This window comes from Brevibacillus sp. YAE8, assembly GCF_057543335.1.
The window spans coordinates 1-19,308 of record NZ_BAAIYG010000009.1 but is presented as its reverse complement, the minus strand read 5'-3'; the positions used below and the strand labels follow the sequence as shown (position 1 = coordinate 19,308).

At 55.9% G+C, this 19,308-nt stretch carries 14 protein-coding genes; 11 read left to right on the top strand and 3 right to left on the bottom strand.

What is annotated here, in order from left to right; translation table 11 throughout:
- Window positions 1-24 precede the first annotated feature (24 nt).
- Window positions 25-1,626: a SagB family peptide dehydrogenase gene (locus tag AC27IT_RS13630; protein ID WP_487091841.1), complete on the top strand. Its 1,602-nt coding sequence runs from the start codon at window positions 25-27 to the stop codon at window positions 1,624-1,626.
- Between the two features lie 62 nt (window positions 1,627-1,688).
- Here AC27IT_RS13630 and AC27IT_RS13625 read toward each other — a convergent pair whose 3' ends face one another.
- The 3 genes from AC27IT_RS13625 to AC27IT_RS13615 all read right to left on the bottom strand — a co-directional run bounded on the left by AC27IT_RS13625 (window position 1,689) and on the right by AC27IT_RS13615 (window position 3,811).
- Window positions 1,689-2,942, bottom strand: a complete 1,254-nt coding sequence (locus AC27IT_RS13625) for a cation:proton antiporter (protein WP_005829592.1) — start codon at window positions 2,940-2,942, stop codon at window positions 1,689-1,691.
- Window position 2,943: 1 nt separating this feature from the next.
- On the bottom strand, window positions 2,944-3,441 hold the full coding sequence (locus tag AC27IT_RS13620; protein ID WP_007786369.1) for a cation:proton antiporter regulatory subunit: 498 nt from the start codon (window positions 3,439-3,441) through the stop codon (window positions 2,944-2,946).
- 220 nt (window positions 3,442-3,661) lie between these two features.
- On the bottom strand, window positions 3,662-3,811 hold the full coding sequence (locus tag AC27IT_RS13615) for a hypothetical protein (RefSeq protein ID WP_167333261.1): 150 nt from the start codon (window positions 3,809-3,811) through the stop codon (window positions 3,662-3,664).
- A 193-nt stretch (window positions 3,812-4,004) separates the two neighbouring features.
- Here AC27IT_RS13615 and AC27IT_RS13610 point away from each other — a divergent pair, with 193 nt between their 5' ends.
- The 10 genes from AC27IT_RS13610 (at window position 4,005) to AC27IT_RS13565 (ending at window position 19,193) form a co-directional block, all read left to right on the top strand.
- Window positions 4,005-4,616, top strand: coding sequence for a DedA family protein (locus AC27IT_RS13610; protein ID WP_005829594.1), 612 nt, complete (start codon window positions 4,005-4,007; stop codon window positions 4,614-4,616).
- 266 nt (window positions 4,617-4,882) lie between these two features.
- Complete coding sequence (locus AC27IT_RS13605; RefSeq protein ID WP_487091840.1) at window positions 4,883-6,373, top strand: amidohydrolase family protein; 1,491 nt, start codon at window positions 4,883-4,885, stop codon at window positions 6,371-6,373.
- A gap of 266 nt (window positions 6,374-6,639) precedes the next feature.
- Window positions 6,640-7,500: a tryptophan 2,3-dioxygenase gene (gene kynA / locus AC27IT_RS13600; RefSeq protein ID WP_005829598.1), complete on the top strand. Its 861-nt coding sequence runs from the start codon at window positions 6,640-6,642 to the stop codon at window positions 7,498-7,500.
- Window positions 7,501-8,021: 521 nt separating this feature from the next.
- Window positions 8,022-9,122 carry an ATP-binding protein gene (locus AC27IT_RS13595; protein ID WP_025847709.1) on the top strand — a complete coding sequence of 367 codons (1,101 nt, stop codon included), beginning with the start codon at window positions 8,022-8,024 and terminating at the stop codon, window positions 9,120-9,122.
- Window positions 9,083-11,464: a DUF5682 family protein gene (locus AC27IT_RS13590; RefSeq protein WP_197187193.1), complete on the top strand. Its 2,382-nt coding sequence runs from the start codon at window positions 9,083-9,085 to the stop codon at window positions 11,462-11,464. The genes AC27IT_RS13595 and AC27IT_RS13590 overlap by 40 nt, the downstream gene beginning before the upstream one ends.
- The gene (locus tag AC27IT_RS13585) at window positions 11,449-12,588 is read left to right on the top strand and encodes a VWA domain-containing protein (RefSeq protein WP_487091839.1); all 1,140 of its coding nucleotides are present in this window, start codon (window positions 11,449-11,451) and stop codon (window positions 12,586-12,588) included. The genes AC27IT_RS13590 and AC27IT_RS13585 overlap by 16 nt, the downstream gene beginning before the upstream one ends.
- Window positions 12,589-12,613: 25 nt before the next feature.
- Window positions 12,614-16,084, top strand: a complete 3,471-nt coding sequence (locus AC27IT_RS13580) for a DUF4132 domain-containing protein (protein WP_487091838.1) — start codon at window positions 12,614-12,616, stop codon at window positions 16,082-16,084.
- A gap of 2 nt (window positions 16,085-16,086) precedes the next feature.
- Window positions 16,087-17,745: a hypothetical protein gene (locus AC27IT_RS13575; RefSeq protein ID WP_487091837.1), complete on the top strand. Its 1,659-nt coding sequence runs from the start codon at window positions 16,087-16,089 to the stop codon at window positions 17,743-17,745.
- Window positions 17,746-17,770: 25 nt separating this feature from the next.
- A complete protein-coding gene (locus AC27IT_RS13570; RefSeq protein WP_025847719.1) occupies window positions 17,771-18,073 on the top strand; it encodes a hypothetical protein in 303 nt (100 codons plus the stop codon).
- 121 nt (window positions 18,074-18,194) lie between these two features.
- Window positions 18,195-19,193 carry a helix-turn-helix transcriptional regulator gene (locus AC27IT_RS13565; protein WP_487091836.1) on the top strand — a complete coding sequence of 333 codons (999 nt, stop codon included), beginning with the start codon at window positions 18,195-18,197 and terminating at the stop codon, window positions 19,191-19,193.
- Window positions 19,194-19,308: the final 115 nt, after the last annotated feature.

Here is a 19,308-nt window from a genome sequence, read left to right as displayed (position 1 = left end):
ACCAAAGGGGGAGAGTGTGAGGAAATGAGCCTTGAGCGTTTCGTGCACGACCTGCATTTTGCCACCGAAAAAGTCAGGCCGCCCGATCTGGAAGTGAACTGGGACGACGCTCCGCTGCCCTACAAGCTGTATAGCGGCTTGCCGGCTGTGTCGTTGCCTGCGGAGGTGGCATTGTCACTGGCGGAGGAAAAGGTAGAGGGCGAACCGTCGCTCGCCCAGCTCGGCAGCCTGCTCTACTATATGTACGGACTGGCAAAAGTCAGCCAGACGGTATTTCCGCAAGAGGCCGCGGAGGAGGGGCTGTTTCCCGTGCAGTCTTACCGCAGGGCGATTCCTTCCGGCGGGGCGTTGTATCCGAACGAAGTCTACCTGTACGGAAAGCTCTCGTACATGGCCCAGGGCGTCTATCATTACGATGTGGCGCATCATCGGCTCGTGCTGCTTCGCGAAGGCGACTTCGATGCTTACGTAAGCCAGTCGCTCGGCCAGCGCTGCGCGCTTCACCATTGCTTTGGCGCGCTGTTTGTCTCCGCTTACTTTTGGAAAAACGCCTTTAAATACGACCTGTTTTCATACCGGCTGCAAGGGCTGGACACGGGAGTGCTGCTCGGGCAATGGTTGGCTTTGGCCGAGGGTTGCGGCATCGAAACAGGGGTGCACTATTTGTTTTTGGATCGCGCAATCAACCACCTGCTCGGCTTGTCCGGAAACGAAGAGAGCGTGTACGCGATCATGCCGCTTGCAGCGAAGCGACAGGAAGCGTGGCCGCTGCCCGCAGCGCCGGGGCTTTCCGCTGGAGCGAAATCCCGAGGGGAGACGACGGCTGAACAACTGCTCCGGCAGCTAGAACCTGTCACGCATCGGTATCATATCGGCTCGCAGAGGCAAAAAGACTACCCGCTGCTGCGCAAAATGAATGAAGCGGCGATGTACGAGTCGACCGCTTCATTTGGAACTCCGCGAGCCGCCGCCGAGCAGCCAGTCGCGGACAGTGCAAAGAAGCGGCATGTTTTGCCGGACAGCTTGCCGCAGCGGTACGATTTCGCGGAGTTTTGCCGCCGCCGCACTTCGCCGGAGCTTGACTTTGTTTGGCGAAAAATCGCCCAGGAGCAGCTATCCGCTCTCTTGCAGGAGGCGTTCGGCGCTTTTCGCTACCGCCATGACCTCGGCGGCACAGACAGCGGGCTGCCCGCGCTCTGCGTCTGCATTCACCAGGTGGACGGCATCGAAAACGGGGCGTACCGCTACGAGCCAGACAGCCACAGTCTGCTGGCGAGACGGTACGGGGACCAGCGGCTGGAGCTGCAAGCGGGCATGACGCTCGACAATGTCAATCTGTTTCAGGTGCCGCTCTGCTTCCACGTAGCGGGGGAGCGAAATCAGTTGCGCGACAGATGGGGGGACAGAGGCTACAGGATTTTGCAGATGCAGGCGGGGATCGCGGTACACCGCTTGCTGCTTGGCGCTTTTTCCTGCGGGCTGGGAGGACACCCGCTGCTCGGGTACGATGCGGCGAAAAGCGACGGCATTTACGGGCTGGCAGATGAGCAGAAGACGTGCCTGATTCAGTTGCCCGTTGGCTCGTACAGGCCGCGAGTCCGCCTAGAGGGGAGCTTGCATGGGTAAAAAAAGAGAAGGCTGACGTGCGCCGGATGCACAGAAATCAGCCTTCTCTTCGTTATGGATGATTACCCTTGTTGCTTTTCCGCGCTTGGCGCAGGAGCAGATGCCTTGGCTGCTTTTGCCTGAAACATCCTCTCCAGCGGCAGCACTTTGCTGAGCAGGTTGTGAATATGTTTCGATTCCTTCGTCAGTACCGGGCCGAGAATGGCCAGAATCAGGACGTAGAGGGCGGTGAATGGCTGCAAAATTTCCAACAGTCCGCCTGCTTTCCCCATATTCGCAATCAGGATGGAAAATTCCCCGCGCGCCGTAATCGTCAGCCCGATGTTCGAGGAAGCGCGTGCCGACAAGCCTGCGCTGCGCCCGGCCAGAAGTCCGGCGGTGTAGTTTCCGATCAGCGTAATGGCGACAGCCGCCAGTGACAGCCAGACAGCTCCGCCGAGCTGAAGCGGGTCAATCGACAAGCCGAAGCTGAAGAAAAACATGGCGCCAAAAAAGTCGCGGAAAGGCAGAATCATGTGCTCAATTCTCTTCATATGGACCGTTTCTGCAAGGACCAGACCGACGAGCAAGGCTCCAATCGCCTCGGCCACGTGGATGGTTTCCGAGAAACCAGCTACGAGGAACAGGCCTGCAAAGACCGTCAACATGAAAAGTTCATTTGATTTGATATTGAGCGCACGGTTGAGCAATGGAACGAGCTTGCGCCCTACGATGATGAACAGAAGCATGTAGCCTAGTGCGATCAGCGCAGAAGTGAGGACGCCGACGACCGATGTGGCTCCGCTGAGCACGAGACCGGACATGATGGACAAGTAAACAGCGAGGAACAGGTCGTCAAACATAATCATGCCCAGAATCATTTCCGTTTCCGGGTTGGCTGTCCGTTTAAGATCCACCAGCACTTTTGCCACGATGGCAGTAGAGGAGATCGTCGTAATACCGGCGATAATGAGAATTTCTTTGAAAGGAACCCCGGCAAAGTACCCGAAGAGCAAGCCGAGCGTAAAGTTGATGCCTATATAGATAGTGCCGCCGATCGCGATAGAGCGTCCCGCTTTAATCAGACGGCCAACCGAAAATTCAAGCCCGACGTAAAACAAGAGGAACAAAACACCCATCCGACCCATGAAGTCGATGAGCGGTTCGCTTTCAATAAACCGAAAGTCGATCAGACCGATCGACGCGGCGTGCGGCCCTACGGCCATGCCGATGAGGATGTAAAACGGAACGATGGAAAAGCGGAGTTTTTGCGAAATGAACCCTGCGATGGCAATCAAGCCAATGGCTAGACCAATTTCAAAGACGATGTGTTCCAAATCAAGCCCCCCCTGATATGAGTGTAGATTTTAACACCTTCACCTGCCCTCTCTCACCTGCCACAACCAGCGTCACGCCTGCAGTCAGAACGCACTCTGGTCCCGGACTCACTTTTTGCTTTTGATCCTTTTCAATAATGGCGATGATGGTAGCCCCGGTCTTTTGGCGAATGTCCAGTTCCCCGATCGACTTGCCGATGCAGGCTGAGCCGGGCTCGATCTTGTACCATTCAATCACGAGCTGGTCGAGCGCCATCTCGATCGTTTCCAGCGCTTTCGGCTTGTAGGTCATCCCGCCGATGATGCCAGCCAACTGCCGCGATTCCTGGTCATCCAGCGTGACCATGGAGACGCTTTCGTCCCAGTCGTCTTTGTCAAAATGGTAAATTTCCCGTTGGCCGTCATCGTGGATAATGATAATCAGCTTGTCGCCGCTTCTTGTTTCCACCTGGTACTTTCGTCCGATTCCTGGCAAATCTGATTCCCTGATAGTGAACATGGAAACGCCTCCTAAAAAGTGGAATCCACCTGTTTTTCGACAAACAAATAATTGTTTGCTAATATCATCATATACTTAAATGATGCGAAAAGTCTACATTTCGAAACAGTTTGCAAAAAATATGACACACTTTGTTTGATTTCTGAATGGGCAGAAAAGCACAAAAAAAGACCGCCTCTGCGAGTAGTCCAGGTAAACGATCTTTAACTTGGGTTGAACACTATGATTGTCTTTTTTTGATGTCTTCCAGCAGCTTGATGATTCGTTCGTTTTGCTCGACTTGCATGAGAATGTTCGCGTTGATTTTCCGCAGGGCGTCGTACAGGGCAGCCAAAGCAGCAACGGCAACGACGGCAACCAAAACCAGCATCGGATCGCTCCTTTTACATTTTCTGCTAATCTATCTAATAGAAAGAATTGTACCATATTTACCAGATTTGGCGTGCGCAAGGCCCATAGCTTTGCACAGATTCTCCCGGGCAAATGCCGCTTTTCATTGAACTATGAACAAATCGTCTCTATACTTGAATCATAAGCATCGGTTGATATAAAAGAGGGGTAGTATGCAAAACTGGCTGACGCATTTCATTGAACAATACAGCTATCTGGGCATTTTTTTGATGATGGCGCTGGAAAACGTATTTCCACCGATTCCTTCTGAAGTGATCCTGACATTTGGCGGTTTTATGACCACACACTCGGCGTTGACCGTGCCGGGTGTCATTTTGTCGGCCACGTTCGGGTCCGTACTCGGCGCGATTTTGCTTTACGGGATCGGCTACTATTTGGACGTAGGAAAAATCGAGAAGGTCGTAGAGCGCTGGGGACATCTGCTGCGGGTCAAGCAGACAGACATCGAGAGAGCGCATGCCTGGTTTGACAAATACGGCTACTGGACGATTTTGTTTTGCCGGATGATTCCGTTGGTGCGCAGCCTCATTTCCATTCCGGCGGGGATGACCCGGATGAATCTCCCGCTGTTTTTGCTGTTTACGAGCATCGGGACGCTGCTGTGGAACATTGCCCTGGTGTGGATCGGGGCGTTTCTCGGCGAATCGTGGCAAGATGTTTTGCACGTGATGGACGTCTACTCCCACTTTGTCTACGGGGTGATCGCTGTCGCTGCTCTTGTTTTTCTCATCGTTTTCCTGCGCAAGCGCAGAACCCATCCATAAAGCGTTGCCCGCTGTCAGCCATCCGCCATCTTTCCGTTTGGGAAAGGTGGTTTTTTCAGCTAGGGAGCCTTTTGACAAAATCGTATCGGCATACAGGCAGCGAAAGCGTCGCCAAAAGCGGGCAGGCAGGCGAAACAGGTAAAGATCGTGAAAAAAATCGTAATACTCTTGCAAATACAACGGCATTGCTTTTCGTTATCGTGTAGGGTAGGGGGCCGCAGCACGCTTTTTCCCTCATGCACAAAAAGACAGGGAGGCGATTGCCAATGATCGATGTATTGCTCGTAAACGGCGTGGTCATCACGATGGACAAGGACAGACGGGTGATTGCGGACGGCGCAGTCGCGATTGACGACGGGCGGATCGTGGAGGTCGGGGATACTGCCCAGTTGACGGAGAAATACACGGCCGAGCGCGTGATCGACTGTGCCCGCCACTGTGTGTTGCCGGGCTTTATCGACGCGCACGGGCACGGCGGACACTCGCTGTTCAAGACGATTGCCACCGACAACATCAACGACTGGATGCCGATTATCACCAACGTGTACAAGCATGAGGTCACCGACGATTTCTGGTACTACGAGGGCAAGCTGTCCGCCCTGGAACGGCTCAAGGCGGGGATTACGACAGGAGTCAGCGTGCTCGGCTCCATGCCGCGCTCCGACGATCCGGTTTTTGCCTTGAACCATGCGCAGGCGTACGCGGAGGTCGGGGTGCGGGAGATCGTTTGCACAGGGCCGTGCAACCCGCCGTGGCCGCATCCGTTCAGCCGCTGGGTCGACGGGAAAAAGGTGACGAAGGAAGTGACCTACGAAGAAGTGCTGGCGGGAGCCGAAGCGGTGATCGAGGCGCTGCACCATGCCAACTCGGACAGGACGCGGGCGTACATCACGCCGTTTGTCATCGTCACGTCGATCAACCCGTCGGCTCCGACCCAGGCCGATCAGTTGTTTGGCCTCACCGATTTTGACCGTTACCAGGCGCGAAAAATCCGGGAAATTGCCCGCAAGTACGACACGAGGATTCACTCTGACGCGTTTGGCGGCATGATTCATCTGGCTGTGCAAGACAAAGAGTACGCCTTGCTCGGTCCAGACGTCCACTTGCAGCATTGCCGCGGCATTTCGTTTGACGAAGCGAAAATTTTGGCGGAGACGGGGACGAATGTGAGTGCTTCGCCCGGTTTCGGGCAAATCAACGCCCGGACGCCGATCACCGAGCTATTGGAAATGGGGGCGACCGTCGCCATCACGACGGACGGCACTTCGCCGATGACGCCGTTTGACATGTTTCAGGCGATGCGCAGAATGCAGCTTTTGCAGCAGGCGGCTCTGCGCGATTACTTTTACCTGCCGCCCGGCAAGCTGCTGGAAATGGTGACGATTGATGCGGCGCGCTGCGTGGGCTGGGACGACGAGCTGGGTTCGCTCGAAGCAGGGAAAAAGGCCGATGTGATTACGGTGAACATGCAGCAGGCTCATTTGACGCCGGAAACGATGCACGTCCAACGCTTGGTGTACCAGGCCGTTGGCGGCGATGTGAACCACGTGATCGTCGACGGACAGTTGGTCATGGATCAGCGGCAGGTGCTGACCGTGGATGAGCAGCGCATTTTGACGGAGGCGAATGAAGAGGCGGCACGCACGATTGCGCGGGCGGGGCTTGCCGCTTACATGCAGCCGGGCAAATACTTCTGGGGGCATGCGCGGGCCTATCTGGATGAAGGGCGGGCGAGGCCGTTGTTTTCGCGCGACTAAGGCTGCGCCAATGGCTTGGCGTAGCCACGTTTTCCAATCGTTTGCCAAGGGGACTGTGACGCCATGGCTTGCAACGGCGGGGCAAGGAGCCGACATCCTTGCCCTTTTCCTCTGGGGCGGCCATGTTCACGGAGAAAATGCAGGCGGACAAGAACCGAACAGCAGGAACTGTGCAGGGCGGCAAGGAATTAATACGTAAAGCCAGTACGCGCCCAGTAATGTAAGCGCATACATATCGTCTGCAGGAAAAAGGAGGCCGACCACAGATGAATCCCCATCCGCATGGAAGCAACGAACCGGACAAGTCCTCGCTGGAACACGATATCCATACCGATTTCAAGAAGGAAATGACGTATGGCGATTACCTGCATCTGGACAAAATTTTGGCAAGCCAGCAGCGGCTGTCGACTCATCACGATGAGATGCTGTTCATCATTATTCACCAGGTGAGCGAGCTGTGGATGAAGCAGATTTTGCACGAGCTTGCCGCGGCGATGGACTGTATTGCCAATCACGAGCTGGAGCCGGCGTTCAAGATGTTTTCGCGGGTGTCGCGCATCCAGCAACAGCTTATCAAGTCGTGGGATGTGCTCTCCACGCTCACTCCCGCCGATTACTTGCAGTTCCGCGACAAGCTCGGGCACTCGTCCGGTTTTCAGTCGTTTCAAAACAGGCTGATCGAATTTACGCTCGGTTACAAAAACGCTCATGTGCTGGCCGTGTACGAGCATCAGCCAAAGCTGCACGGGCAGTTGAACAAAGCGTTGCATGCGCCGAGCATTTACGATGCGGCGATCAAGGAAATGGCGGCGCGCGGCTTGCCGATCGACCCGGCGTGCCTGGAGCGGGACTGGTCGCAGCCGTATCAGCCAAACGCGAGCGTCGAGCAAGCCTGGCTGACGGTTTACCGCGACGTGCACCAATACTGGGACTTGTACGAGCTGGCGGAAAAGCTCGTCGACATCGCCAGCCAGCAGCAGCAATGGCGCTTCAACCATATGACGACCGTGGAGCGCATCATCGGGCAAAAGCCCGGAACGGGCGGTTCCTCTGGCGTCGCTTATTTGCGCAGGGCGCTCGATCACCGTTTTTTCCCGGAGCTGTGGAGCCTGCGCACACAGCTATAGGACAATCCAAGCGAATAGGCAACGGTAAAATGCCACAGCAAACAGGCGTGCGGACAAACATGTTCGGTCACGCCTGTTTTTTTTGACGCGCAAAGCGCGTGAGCTATCAGGACACAGGAACAGCACGATGCTAAGCCTAGCATGCATCCGACGGCAAAGAACGTACCCGGCAGAAAACTTCCATCTGTTTGTCGATGCTTACATTTTCACAAAAAGAACTCTTCGAAAAAATGGAACTTTTTGCATGTCATTGTTACAATCAAGGAAGAAGGAGAAAGCCGTGACCGAAAAAAGGTGGATGTAATCATTTCGCTGCTTGTTGACTGCCTGGGGGGATCCAGGTTTTTTGTCCTCGAAAGTCCCGCCTCAAATTGCCGCGCACCAGGACTCCAAGCGCAAATTTTCACATATTCTTCCTAATATTGGGCACAAATACCCTTCATTTCCCAAGTTTGCTTTGCTTATTATTTTTGAGATAAGCCATGTTTGTCAGAAAAAGCCGAAACGGAGTGGGCATTTGGATGGAAACGATGAAGCCGCCGATGGAAGTTTTGTACGCAGCGCAACTGGCTGCTTTGCGGGCCAACGACACTGGAGCCAAGCCGCCGAACTGGCAATTGTCGCCGCGAGCGGTCCGCGACTTTATTCTCGGCACCGACAAGCCGCTTGCGTACGAAGGAGAGTCCATCGAGATTACGAAAAAGTTTTACGGCGACGATGCCCTGATCGAGCGGGCGATCGTGACGCTTGCCGGAAATCGCGGACTCATGCTCGTAGGCGAGCCGGGAACGGCGAAGACGATGTTAAGCGAGCTGCTCTCGGCTGCGATCAGCGGCACGAGCACCAATACGATCCAGGGCACGGCGGGAACGACCGAGGACATGATTAAGTATTCGTGGAACTACGCCATGCTGCTGGACAAAGGGCCGTCGCTGCAAGCTTTGGTCCCGTCGCCCTTGTACAACGGCATGAACAAGGGCATCATCACCCGTTTCGAAGAAATTACCCGTTGCCCCTTCGAGGTGCAGGACGTCTTAATCAGCATTTTGAGCGACAAAGTCATGAACATTCCCGAGCTTGCAGACGGCATCTTGTTTGCCAAGCCGGGCTTTAATATTATTGCCACCGCCAACCTAAGAGACAAAGGCGTCAACGAGATGAGCAGCGCGCTCAAGCGCCGCTTCAACTTCGAGACGATCGCGCCGATCAACCACGTCAAAATGGAAGCGCAAATCATCGAGTCGCAAGCGAAAATGATTTTGCAGCAAAGCGGCGTGGAAGTCGAGATTGATCGCGATGTCGTGGAACTTTTGGCGACGACCTTTATGGAACTGCGCACGGGCGAGACGAAGGAAGGCTACAAAATCGAGTCGCCGCAATCCGTCATGAGCACGGCGGAAGCGGTATCCGTCTACGTGCAGAGCGCGATGACCGCCTATTACTACGAGGGCAAGCCGATTACGCTGGAGCGGCTGGTGCAAAACTTGCAGGGTGCGGTCGTCAAGGAAAATCAGAAGGACGCGGGCATTTTGAAAACGTACTTCACGAAGGTGGTCAAAGAACGGGCAAAGGAAGAGGGCCTATGGGAAGCGTACTACAACGAGAAGAAATGGATCAAATAAACAGGCTGGTCGAGCAGGAGGTCTACGATCTTTCCGGGCAGGTCGTTTATTTTCCGGTCAGGCACCACAGCCCTGCTTGCGCCTACCATCTGCAAAAGACGATTGAGGCATACGCGCCGCAGATCATTTTGATCGAGGGGCCGGACAACAGCAACCACCTCATTCCGATTTTGACGGATGAACAGACGAAGCCGCCGATCAGCATTTACTACGCGTATGCGTCCGGGGAGAACAAGTACGTCTGCTACTTTCCGTTTTTGGCCTATTCGCCGGAATACGTCGCGCTCACCGAAGCGCGGAAGAGACAAATTCCCGCCGCCTTCATCGACCTGGGCTACGGCAGCAGGCTGGAGAGCATGGAGGACGGCCACGACCTGAAAAAGCAGAACGAAAAGCTATCCTACCACGACGAGCGGATGCTGGCCGGGTCGCAGTTCATCGCCCGCCTGTGCGAGACGATGCGGTGCCGCAGCTTCGACGAGCTGTGGGAAAAAGTGTTTGAGATCGAAGGAATCCGCAAGCCGACACCTGCGTTTGTCAAAGACGTGTTCGCCTACTGCTACCTGTCGCGAAAATGCTACGACGAAGCGACCTTGGAGGCGGAGGGAGACTTGATTCGCGAAGCGCACATGCGGCAAAAAATTGCGGAGGCAAAACAGCAGTACGAAAAAATTCTCGTGGTGACGGGCGGCTTTCATACATACGGTCTGTTGGAGAACCGCAAGACCGCGTATCGCATGCAAAAGGTCAAAGACGAAAAAATATACCCCATGGTGTACACCTATCAGGAAGCGGATCAGTTGAACGGCTACGCCAGCGGCATGCCGCATGTCCACTATTACGAGACGGTTTGGAACGCCCTGAACAAAAAAGAGCAAAGCCCTTTTACGAAAAGCGCGCTGTCGTATTTGGCCCAGCTTGTGAAACGGCTGCGGGAAAAAGGCGAGATCGTGTCGACGGCAGACGCAATCGAAGCGTACGGCCTCATCAGCGGACTGTCCGTCCTGCGCGAAAAGTCGGAGGGCGGCGCTTACGAGCTGCAAGACGCGGTGCTGTCCGCTTTTACAAAAGGCGAGCGCACTCTTGCGACCACGCAGCCGACGGAAACGCTGCGCGAGCTGATGACCGGAGATGGCATCGGCCAGGTGGCGCCAAACGAGCTGGATGTGCCGATCGTCCGCGATTTCAAGGAAACGTGCAAGTCGCTCAAGCTCTCGATCGCGACGACGGGCCGCAATCAAAAAGTTTTGGAGCTGTACGCGAAGCGCTCGCATCGGGAGGCGAGCCGCTTTTTTCACTGCCTGCAGTTTTTGGGCACGGAGTTTTGCGTCAAAGAGGCCGGGCCGGATTGGCAAAACGACAGGTTCGTCAATCTGGTCCGCGAAACGTGGCGCTACGGCTATTCCTCCTACGTCGAGGCCAGGCTGATCGAAGCTTCCGTCTACGGCGGCACGGTGAAGGAGGCCGCGGCGCAAAAGCTGGAAGACACGATGAAGGACTTGCCGCAGCATCAGAGCCACGCCTTGGCCAAATGGCTGCTGATGGCGGTCGTCATGGGCCTGGAAAAGCTCGGCGAACGGCTGTTTGAGGCGGTCGTTTTGGCCGTCAAGGAGGACGGACACTTTTTGTCCTTGTGCAAAACGTTGAAGACGCTGACGATTTTGCGGGAGCAGAAGCGGCTGTTTGGCCTCGCAGACACGGCAAGGCTTGCGGCGCTGATCGACGAGGTCTACTATCAGGCCGTAGCCAAAATCGCGGAGCAGGGCAACCCAAACCCGGATGAGTGCCAGCAGATCGCCGAGCAGTTCAAGTTTTTGTACATGGCAAGCGAGCAAAAGCAATCCGAGTCTTCACGGGAGATTTTTCGCGATCAGCTTCTGACCTTGCTGGCTGGCCCGGTTTTGCCGCCGATGCTGGAAGGTGTCGCCGCCGCGATTTTGTGCAATCTCGGGGCATTCGAGCGCGGGGAAATTTCCCGCCGGGCGAGAGCGTACATGTTCGGCTCGCCGGAACAGATGCTGCACACGGCCGCTTATTTGCACGGCGTCTTTCTCGTCGGCCGCGACTTTTTGTTTTACGAGGAACGGCTGCTTGCGGATTTGAACCAGATGATTACGCGGCTCGACTACGAAGACTTTTTGCAGCTCGTGCCACAGCTTCGCCTGGCCTTCGCCTTTTTTGGGCCAATGGAAATCAGCTTGCTCGCTGAAAAGGTCGCGGCCTTGTTCCAGACCAGTACGGATGCGCTCACCGCTCCGGCTATCGCGGAGCCAGCCTTGCAGCAGGCCCGGCAGCTCGACGCCGAGATCAGGGAGGAGTTTGCCAGATGGAACCTCATTTGAACCGCGAAGCGATCAACCGCTGGCGGCTTTTGCTCGGCTCGCAGGCGGATGATTCCCTGGAGCAGAGCGGCGAATACAGCCGATCCGAGTTTGCCTACCGCGAGCTGGACTCGATTCTGGACTTCCTCTATAGCCGCGAGCACGGAGAGGAGCAAGGCTACCGCAAAGAAGGCGGCAGGGAAGGCTTCCAGCTCACTGTGCCGACCTGGCTGCAAAAAATTCGCAAGCTTTTCCCGAAAAACACAGTGGAAATCTTGGAAAAGCAGGCGCTGGAGCGCTACAACATGACCGAGCTGCTCACGGACAAAAAGGTGCTGGAAAAGCTGGAGCCAAACATGACGCTGCTGAAAAACATCCTCCAGTTCAAGGGCCGGATGAAGGGTGAGGTCGTCAAAAGCGCCAAGGAAGTCGTGCGCAAGGTCGTCGAGGAGCTGCGGCGCCAGTTGGAAGCCGAAGTGCAGACGAGTATCGTCGGCAAGCGCAACCGCTTCCGGCGCGGCTACACGAAAACGATGCGCAATCTCGACGTGCACAAGACGATCCGCAAAAACTTGAAAAACTACGACCGGGCAAACAAACGCTTTATCATCGACGAGCTGTATTTTCACAGCAACATCCAGCATCACAACAAATGGAACATCGTCATCGTCGTGGACGAGAGCGGCAGCATGATGGACTCGGTCATTTACAGCGCGGTGATGGCGAGCATTTTTTACAAGCTGGCGGCACTGAAGACGCATCTCGTCATCTTTGACACCAAAGTCGTCGATTTGAGCGACAGGCTGGACGACCCGGTCGATGTGCTGATGAGCGTGCAATTGGGTGGGGGGACCCACATTGCGCAGGCGCTTCGCTACGGCAAGTCGCTGTTGGAAAATCCGGCGCGGACCATTTTCATTTTGGTTAGCGACCTGGAGGAAGGCTATCCGATCAAGGAGATGTATCGGCAGAGCAAGGATATTATCGACGCAGGCTGTAAGTTTCTGGTGCTGACCGCGCTTGACTTCAACGGAAACGCGACCTACAACAAGCATGCCGCACGCGTGCTCGCGGACATGGGCGCGCACGTCGCCGCGATTACGCCTGACGAGCTGTCGCAATGGATCGGAAAGATCATCAAATAAAAGGGAAGGCAAGGGAGGAAGCAACATGGTACTGAAAAAGCTCGATGCCCATCCACTCGTTGGGCCGTTCGTGGACAGATTCAAGGATGCGAGCCCGCTGAACGCGCATCTGCTCGACCAAATCATGGACTACGTGACAGGGGAGACGAACGAATGCCCGCCGATTGCCGAGGATCAGCGGTATTACGGCTATTCGTTGATGCCCCAGCTCGATAAGCTGAAAAAACGCGGGGAGGAAACGGTCTTTTATCGCGCGGCAGAAGTGTTGTACAAGGCGAGCCACCGCTACTACGAAAGGCAAAGCGTGATGGAGCGCTGCTTCCTCGACACACTTGAACTGCACGACATCGAGGTGGACCCAGGGCGCAAACAGGAGCTTTTGGCCATCGAGCAAAAAGCGCTGGACGCGATGCGAGCAACCGTGGAGCAGTTCGGCCTGCCGTTGTTTCGTACTTTTATGGAAAAGACGATCGAGGACTATAAAGCGAGCATCAGCAGAGATTATACGTCCGTCTTTACACGGGCTAAGCATTTGCTGTTGCTTGCGAACGCCAACGCCATTTCGCCTGTCCTGCTGGAAGGCGTGCAGGAGAAGGTCGAGCCTGTCTACTACCATCTGGTCACGGGCGATACGGCGGCCTATACGCGCGAGCTGTGGCGAATTGCCAAAGATATCGCCATGCTGCAAATCAACAGCAACACGCTGACGAGCGAGTCGCTCTATCCCGCGTACTGCAAGGAGAGAAGGGCAGCGGTGCGCGAGAAATACTTCCCCGAAGAGTCGGCAACAGAAGGCTCTCTGCTCAACCAGCGGCATTTGAAACGCTACATCGAAATCGTGCTCAGCCTCGCTTATTACCGGATGCACGTAAAAGGCGGGATGACGGCGTTTCTCGCCGAGCAAGACGAGAGCGACCGCGAGTTGTTGACGGTCCTGCAAATCGTGTTCGAGCTGTTCCCGCTCGACATTTTGCAGCATGACGTGCGGCTGCGCGGAATCGTCACGCTGACTGCGCCTTACGATTTGCTGCTGGAATTGCGCAATCATCTGGTTCAGCCGCCCACGCAGTGGGAGCAAGCGGAAAAGCTCGTGCTCTCTGACCTCACCAAAGCGAGAAGAGCGCTCGACCTCGCCGCCATTCCGATCGTCAAAGGCTATTTGTACAAAACGCTGGCCGAGCAAGGCGTCGATCTCTCCGCCGCCGATACCTCGCTGGAAGCGGTCGCCCTCGATGCGCTGCGCCGATTGAAGGGCACGCAAAAGCTCGCGAATTATTTGGAGGACAAATGCACGCTGGAGGAAGCGCTGGCGAATGCCCATCTCGAAGATGCGGAGCGCGTCAGACAGCAGATGCACCTGCTCGGCTTTTTGCCGGGCGAGCATCCGTTTGTCGTCCGGCTCACAGTGTTCATGAGCCGCTTTGTCGGCAAGTCGGGCCGGATGGTTGGACACATGTGCTTCGCGCACGCTTTCCAGAGCGACCTGACCAGACTGGTCGGTTTGGCGGCACAGGACGAGGCGGCGGACGTGAAGCAGCTCGTCTGCCAGCTTTTGGCGATCAAAAAATCGTACTATTACTACGCCGAGGTCAAGACCGAGCATTATCAGGCACTCGTCAGAGCCTACCCAAAGCTGTGCCTGGAGGCGTGGGAAAACCTCGATACGGATATTCGCGTGTTTGTGCTGGAAACGATTTTGGACGGCAAGGAGCCTCTGGCTCGCGAGGTGCGCAACCGGGCGATTCGCTTTGGCTTGTCAGACTCGTCGAAAAAAGTGACGGGCATCGCCAACGCGGCGCTGTTGCTCGCGAAGGACGGCGAGCTGTGCGTGGAAGTGTACACGAGCGAAAAGAAAGCGAAGGTCAAGGAATGGGCACTCGATGCCATTCGCACGCTCGACAACCGCAAAGAGATTTTCGCGGAGCTTTTGCAAAAAGAGAAGACGAGCAAGTTCAAGGCACTGATCGAAACCTTGCTGGAAACAGACGGACAAGGTCCGGATGCCGGCATCGCCAATTTGGGCAATCTGATCGACAAGCGCAAGCTCGCCCGAATCAAATGGCTGCCGCTCGAGCTGCTTCCGGCGCTGCGCGACGAGCAGGGCAACGAGCTGGGACGCGAGCTGACCGAGTATATTTTGACGCAATCGGTGGAATCGCCAACGGCTCCGTCGCCGCATGTGCTGAACTTGAAAGGGCAGTTTTGCGCCGCTTCTGCCGCGGATTTGTTCGCCGAGGTGCTGCGCACGTGGCTCGACCAGGGAGCCCCGGCGAAAGAAAAATGGGTCATGCCGCTCGCAATCGCCCTGGGTGACAGAAGAAGCGTCGATACGATCAGCCAGATGGTAAGAGAGTGGACCGATCATTCCCGTGGCGCGCTCGCCGCAGAGGGAGTCCGGGCTTTGTCCTTCTCCGACGACCTGGCGGCGCTGCGGCAGATCGATCAGATTAAACGAACGATTAAAAACAAGCAAGTTCGCTCGGCGGCAGAGGAAGCATTGGGCATGGCAGCGGCGAATCTGAACATTTCCGCAGAGGAGCTGGAAGATCGCCTGGTCACCCAGCTCGGCTTCGATGCTTCCGGCAAGCAAGTGTTCTCGTATGGAGAGCGCACCTTTACCGTGAAGGTCAACAACGATCTGGAGCTGGAAGTTACGAACGACAGCACAGGCAAGACGGTGAAAAATTTGCCCGCTCCGGCGCAAAAAGACGATCAGCAACTGGCGGAGCAAGCGCGGGCGAGCTTTGCCCAACTGAAAAAAGACTTGAAGAGCATGGTCAAGCTGCAAGCGCTCCGTCTGGAGGAATCGCTGTCCAAGTCGCGCTACTGGACGACCGAAGCGTGGAAGCGCCTGTTCGTGGAAAACGTACTGATGCAAAAATTCGCGATCGGCCTGATCTGGGGCGTTTACGAGAACGGGTCGCTCACAGACACGTTCCGCTACATGGAAGACGGCACGTTCAACACGGTCGATGAGGATGAGTACGAGCTGGCCGAGCAGCAGCACATCGGGCTGGTCCACCCGATGGAGCTGGACGCAGAGACGCTCGAAGGCTGGCGGACGCAGCTTGCCGACTATGAAATTTCCCAGCCGTTTGACCAGTTGAACCGCGAACTGTTCGTGCCGACAGAAGCAGAGCTGAAAGCAGACGAAGTGCTCCGGCTCCCGGATGGGGCGTACTCGCCGACCGCGTTTGCCAAAACGATGGAAAAATTCGGCTGGATCAAAGGCGCGCCGCAAGATGCGGGCTTCTACTACGAGTTTTACAAACTGTACGGCAACATCGTAGCTGAGCTGAAAATCAGCGGGGCCAGCATTTCGTACTACGACGGAATGGACGATGTGAGCCTGGAAGCTCTCGCTTTTTACCCGAATGACGACCAGCAGTACAGATACATGTACTTCAAGCCAGTCGATCGGTTGAAGCTCGCCGAAATTCCGGGCCGGGTATTCAGTGAAACGGTCTACGATGTCGTGCGCGCAGCCGGGAAGTAGCCATGGCGGATTTCAAGAGCGACTTTCAGCGGTTTATTGGGCTGTGCAACGAAGAGTACCTGGTCACCTACGCGAATAAAGGCATTTACAACCGGGCAGTCAAGGAAATCGAAAAAGGCGTGACGGTTTCGTATGAATTTTTGCCCGATCATGTCAGGTGCGCGCTGTCAGACGGCAGCGTGTGCCTGCTGTACGCGGATATCGGGCAATTTTCCTGCTCGTGCCCGTCCGACAAAATATGCAAGCACGTCGTCATCGCGATTGTCTACTACGCCAAGAATCATCGGCAGGCGGAAGGAGCGGGCGCGGAGGCAGAGGCAGCCAAACCGGATTTTGGCTGGCTGTTGCAGCTTGGCCCGTCCGAGCTGCTCGGGACTTTTACCGCCGCACAGGTGGAGGAAGTGCTGTTTCGCCTGGAGTATGACGAGGAGCTGGAAGTGGCGGAAACGTCTTTTTTGACCGTAACGCTTCCGTTTGCGCAGGTAGCGGTGTCCTTCGACCAGGAACCCGACCTGGCGCGAAGCAAGTGCAGTTGCAAGGCAAAAGGCCATTGCCTGCACAAGCTGGAGTGCCTGCTCCGCTATCGCCGGATGCACCAGATCGACGACCGCGAACAGCTTCAGGCGGACATGACAGATGTCAGCTATGACGCGGAGGTGGCAGCAGAGGCCAAGGCGTTGCTTGCCGAAGTGCTCGGCATTGGGCTGGCGAAGCTGTCGGAAACGGTCTGCACGCGCATCGAGCTGTTGGCAATCGCCGCCCATAACGGGAACATGCCCGCGCTGGAAAAAGACTTGCGGGGCATCAAGGGCGAGCTTGACCTGTTTTTCCAGCGGCACGTCAAGTTTTCGCAGGAAGTGTTGCTCGACAGGCTGGCACGCGTCTACCTGGGGCTGATCGCGCTGGAAAAAAGCGACCGGCCGGAGCAAAAAAAGCAGTTGCTCGGCAGCTTCAAGAGCAAGTACCACACCGTGCCGCACCTGAATTTGTACGCGCTCGGGGCCAATCCGTGGGAGACGCGCTCCGGGTACAAAGGGATTACGTATTACTTTTTCTCCCAGACAGACAAGCGCATCTACACTTATACGGAAGCCCGGCCTGTCTACTACGAGGGGACGACCTTTTCGTTTGCGTCGAGCTACAAAAGCAAGGCGCCGTGGGGCGAGCTGATGACGATGGAAGAACTGGCGCATTCCCAGGTGAGCTTGACCAGCGCGAAGACGAACCGGGAGCAGCGTCTGTCATCGAGCGAGGAGACGAAGATGATGGTGCTGCCGCGGGAAAACATCGAGGATCTGGAGCTGGGCGAGACGCTTTGCCGCAACTGGTCCGAGCAGATCGGCGAGGGCAGCGGCCTTTTGTTCGAGCAGGCAGCAGACCGCGTCTTTTTGCTGCGAGCGAAGTCGTTTCAGCAAGTTTTCTACGAGGAAGCGTCGCAGCAGCTCGTCATCACGGTGGAAGCGGAAGCGGGCGACAGCGTTTCTCTGCGCCTGCCGTACCACGCCGAATTCGACCGGACGCTGCGCTATTTGGAAAACAGCAAGAGCCTGCTTGCGCTGCGGGACGTCTATTTGCTCGTCCAGCCGATGGGAGATATGCTCTATCCGATCAGTGTGCTGCAAGGCAAATCGCTGACGAGCCTGAAGCTCGATTTACGATGACAGCAGTGGAGGGTGAGGAGGGCAGATGGAAGAGATTTTTATTTATCGCGAAAAGCTGACTGACTGGCTGGAGCGGATGCTGCTCAAGGGCATTCGCAAGCTCGACGCCGACGATCTTCGCATGCTGGCGCAGCTTGAAGCGGGCGCCAAGGAGTACGAGATGGGCTTTCTCGCGGAGCTGATCGCAGGAGTCATCGAGGCGGGAAACCAGTATTTGCGGGATGCGCGGGCGGGAGTGGAGCAGTTGACCGAACGATATTTGTATATGGTACAATACGTCAACATGATGGGTAAACTTGGCTACGCCAAGCCATCGGCGCAGCCTTAGTTGCCCTTATACGGGATAAGAATCTTATTCATTCTTGTCTGGATGAAACAGCCGCTGGCGCCGACGGAGGCAGATGGAAGGCACACGACCGGACGCTGCCTGCGGGTGTCGGGAAGGATAGATGACGATGGAATTCCATATGCAATTATCGGATATGCATGACTACTTTCCGCAGTTTCTCGCGTCCATGCAGGCAACCTTGCGCGATCGCGCCTGGGAGCAGCAGGCGATCGCTCCTCCGCATATCGGCACGGGCGGCATCACCCGGCTGCGGATTCGCCCCGGCATGGAGATTGTCATAACGGATTTGCAGCTCGAAGAAGACATGAAGTACACGATTCGGGAAAACTTTCAGCTTCTGGAGCTGAGCTACAGTTTGAGCGGGCAGACGTATTGCGCCTGGAACGGCCAGGAAAAGCAGATTGTCGGCAAGGAAGGCAGCGTCGTCTTTTTGGAAGACGAAGAAGTGTATCTGGAACGCAAAGCCGGGATTCGCAATCAGCACGTCGAGATTCGCATGAGTCCCGAGCACTTCCTCAGTTATTCGGAAAACGGCGAGGACCGCCCGGTTTTCGAGGCGTTTTTGCAGCGGCATCTGGGCAGCGTGGAGCCCTACGATGTGACGCCAGCGATCCAGAAGTGCGTCCACGACATGTTTTTCTGCACGTATCAAGGCCCGCTCAAACGGCTGTACATGGAGAGCAAGGCGATGGAAATTATCGCGCTGGTCAGCCAAGGCTTCAGCAAGCCAACAGCGACGCGCGGCAGGACGCATCTGCGCAAGCAGGATATGGAGATCATCGCGGGCGTGCGCGAGACGATTTTGCGCAATCTGGAAAATCCGTACAGCATCCGCCAGCTTTCCCGGCTGGCGGGGATCAACGAATGCAAGCTCAAGCAAGGCTTTCGCGAGATGTACGGCATGAGCATTTTCGAGCAAGTGCGCCAGGCGCGGCTGGAAAAGGCGCTCGCCCTGATGGAAACGGAGCAGCTCACCATCGGCCAGGCTGCCGCTTCCGTCGGATACAGCAACGCGAGCAACTTCACGGCGGCCTTTCGCAAGCAGTATGGCTGCAACCCGAGCGAATACACGAGACGGCATTTCTTTGACAGATTGTAATATCAAGTGCGACACCTAGATAAAAAAACGGCCCATGATTGATTCGTGTAAAATGAAGTCACCACAACACCATTTACACAGGAGAATCAATCATGAGTTATACACATCTTAGCAT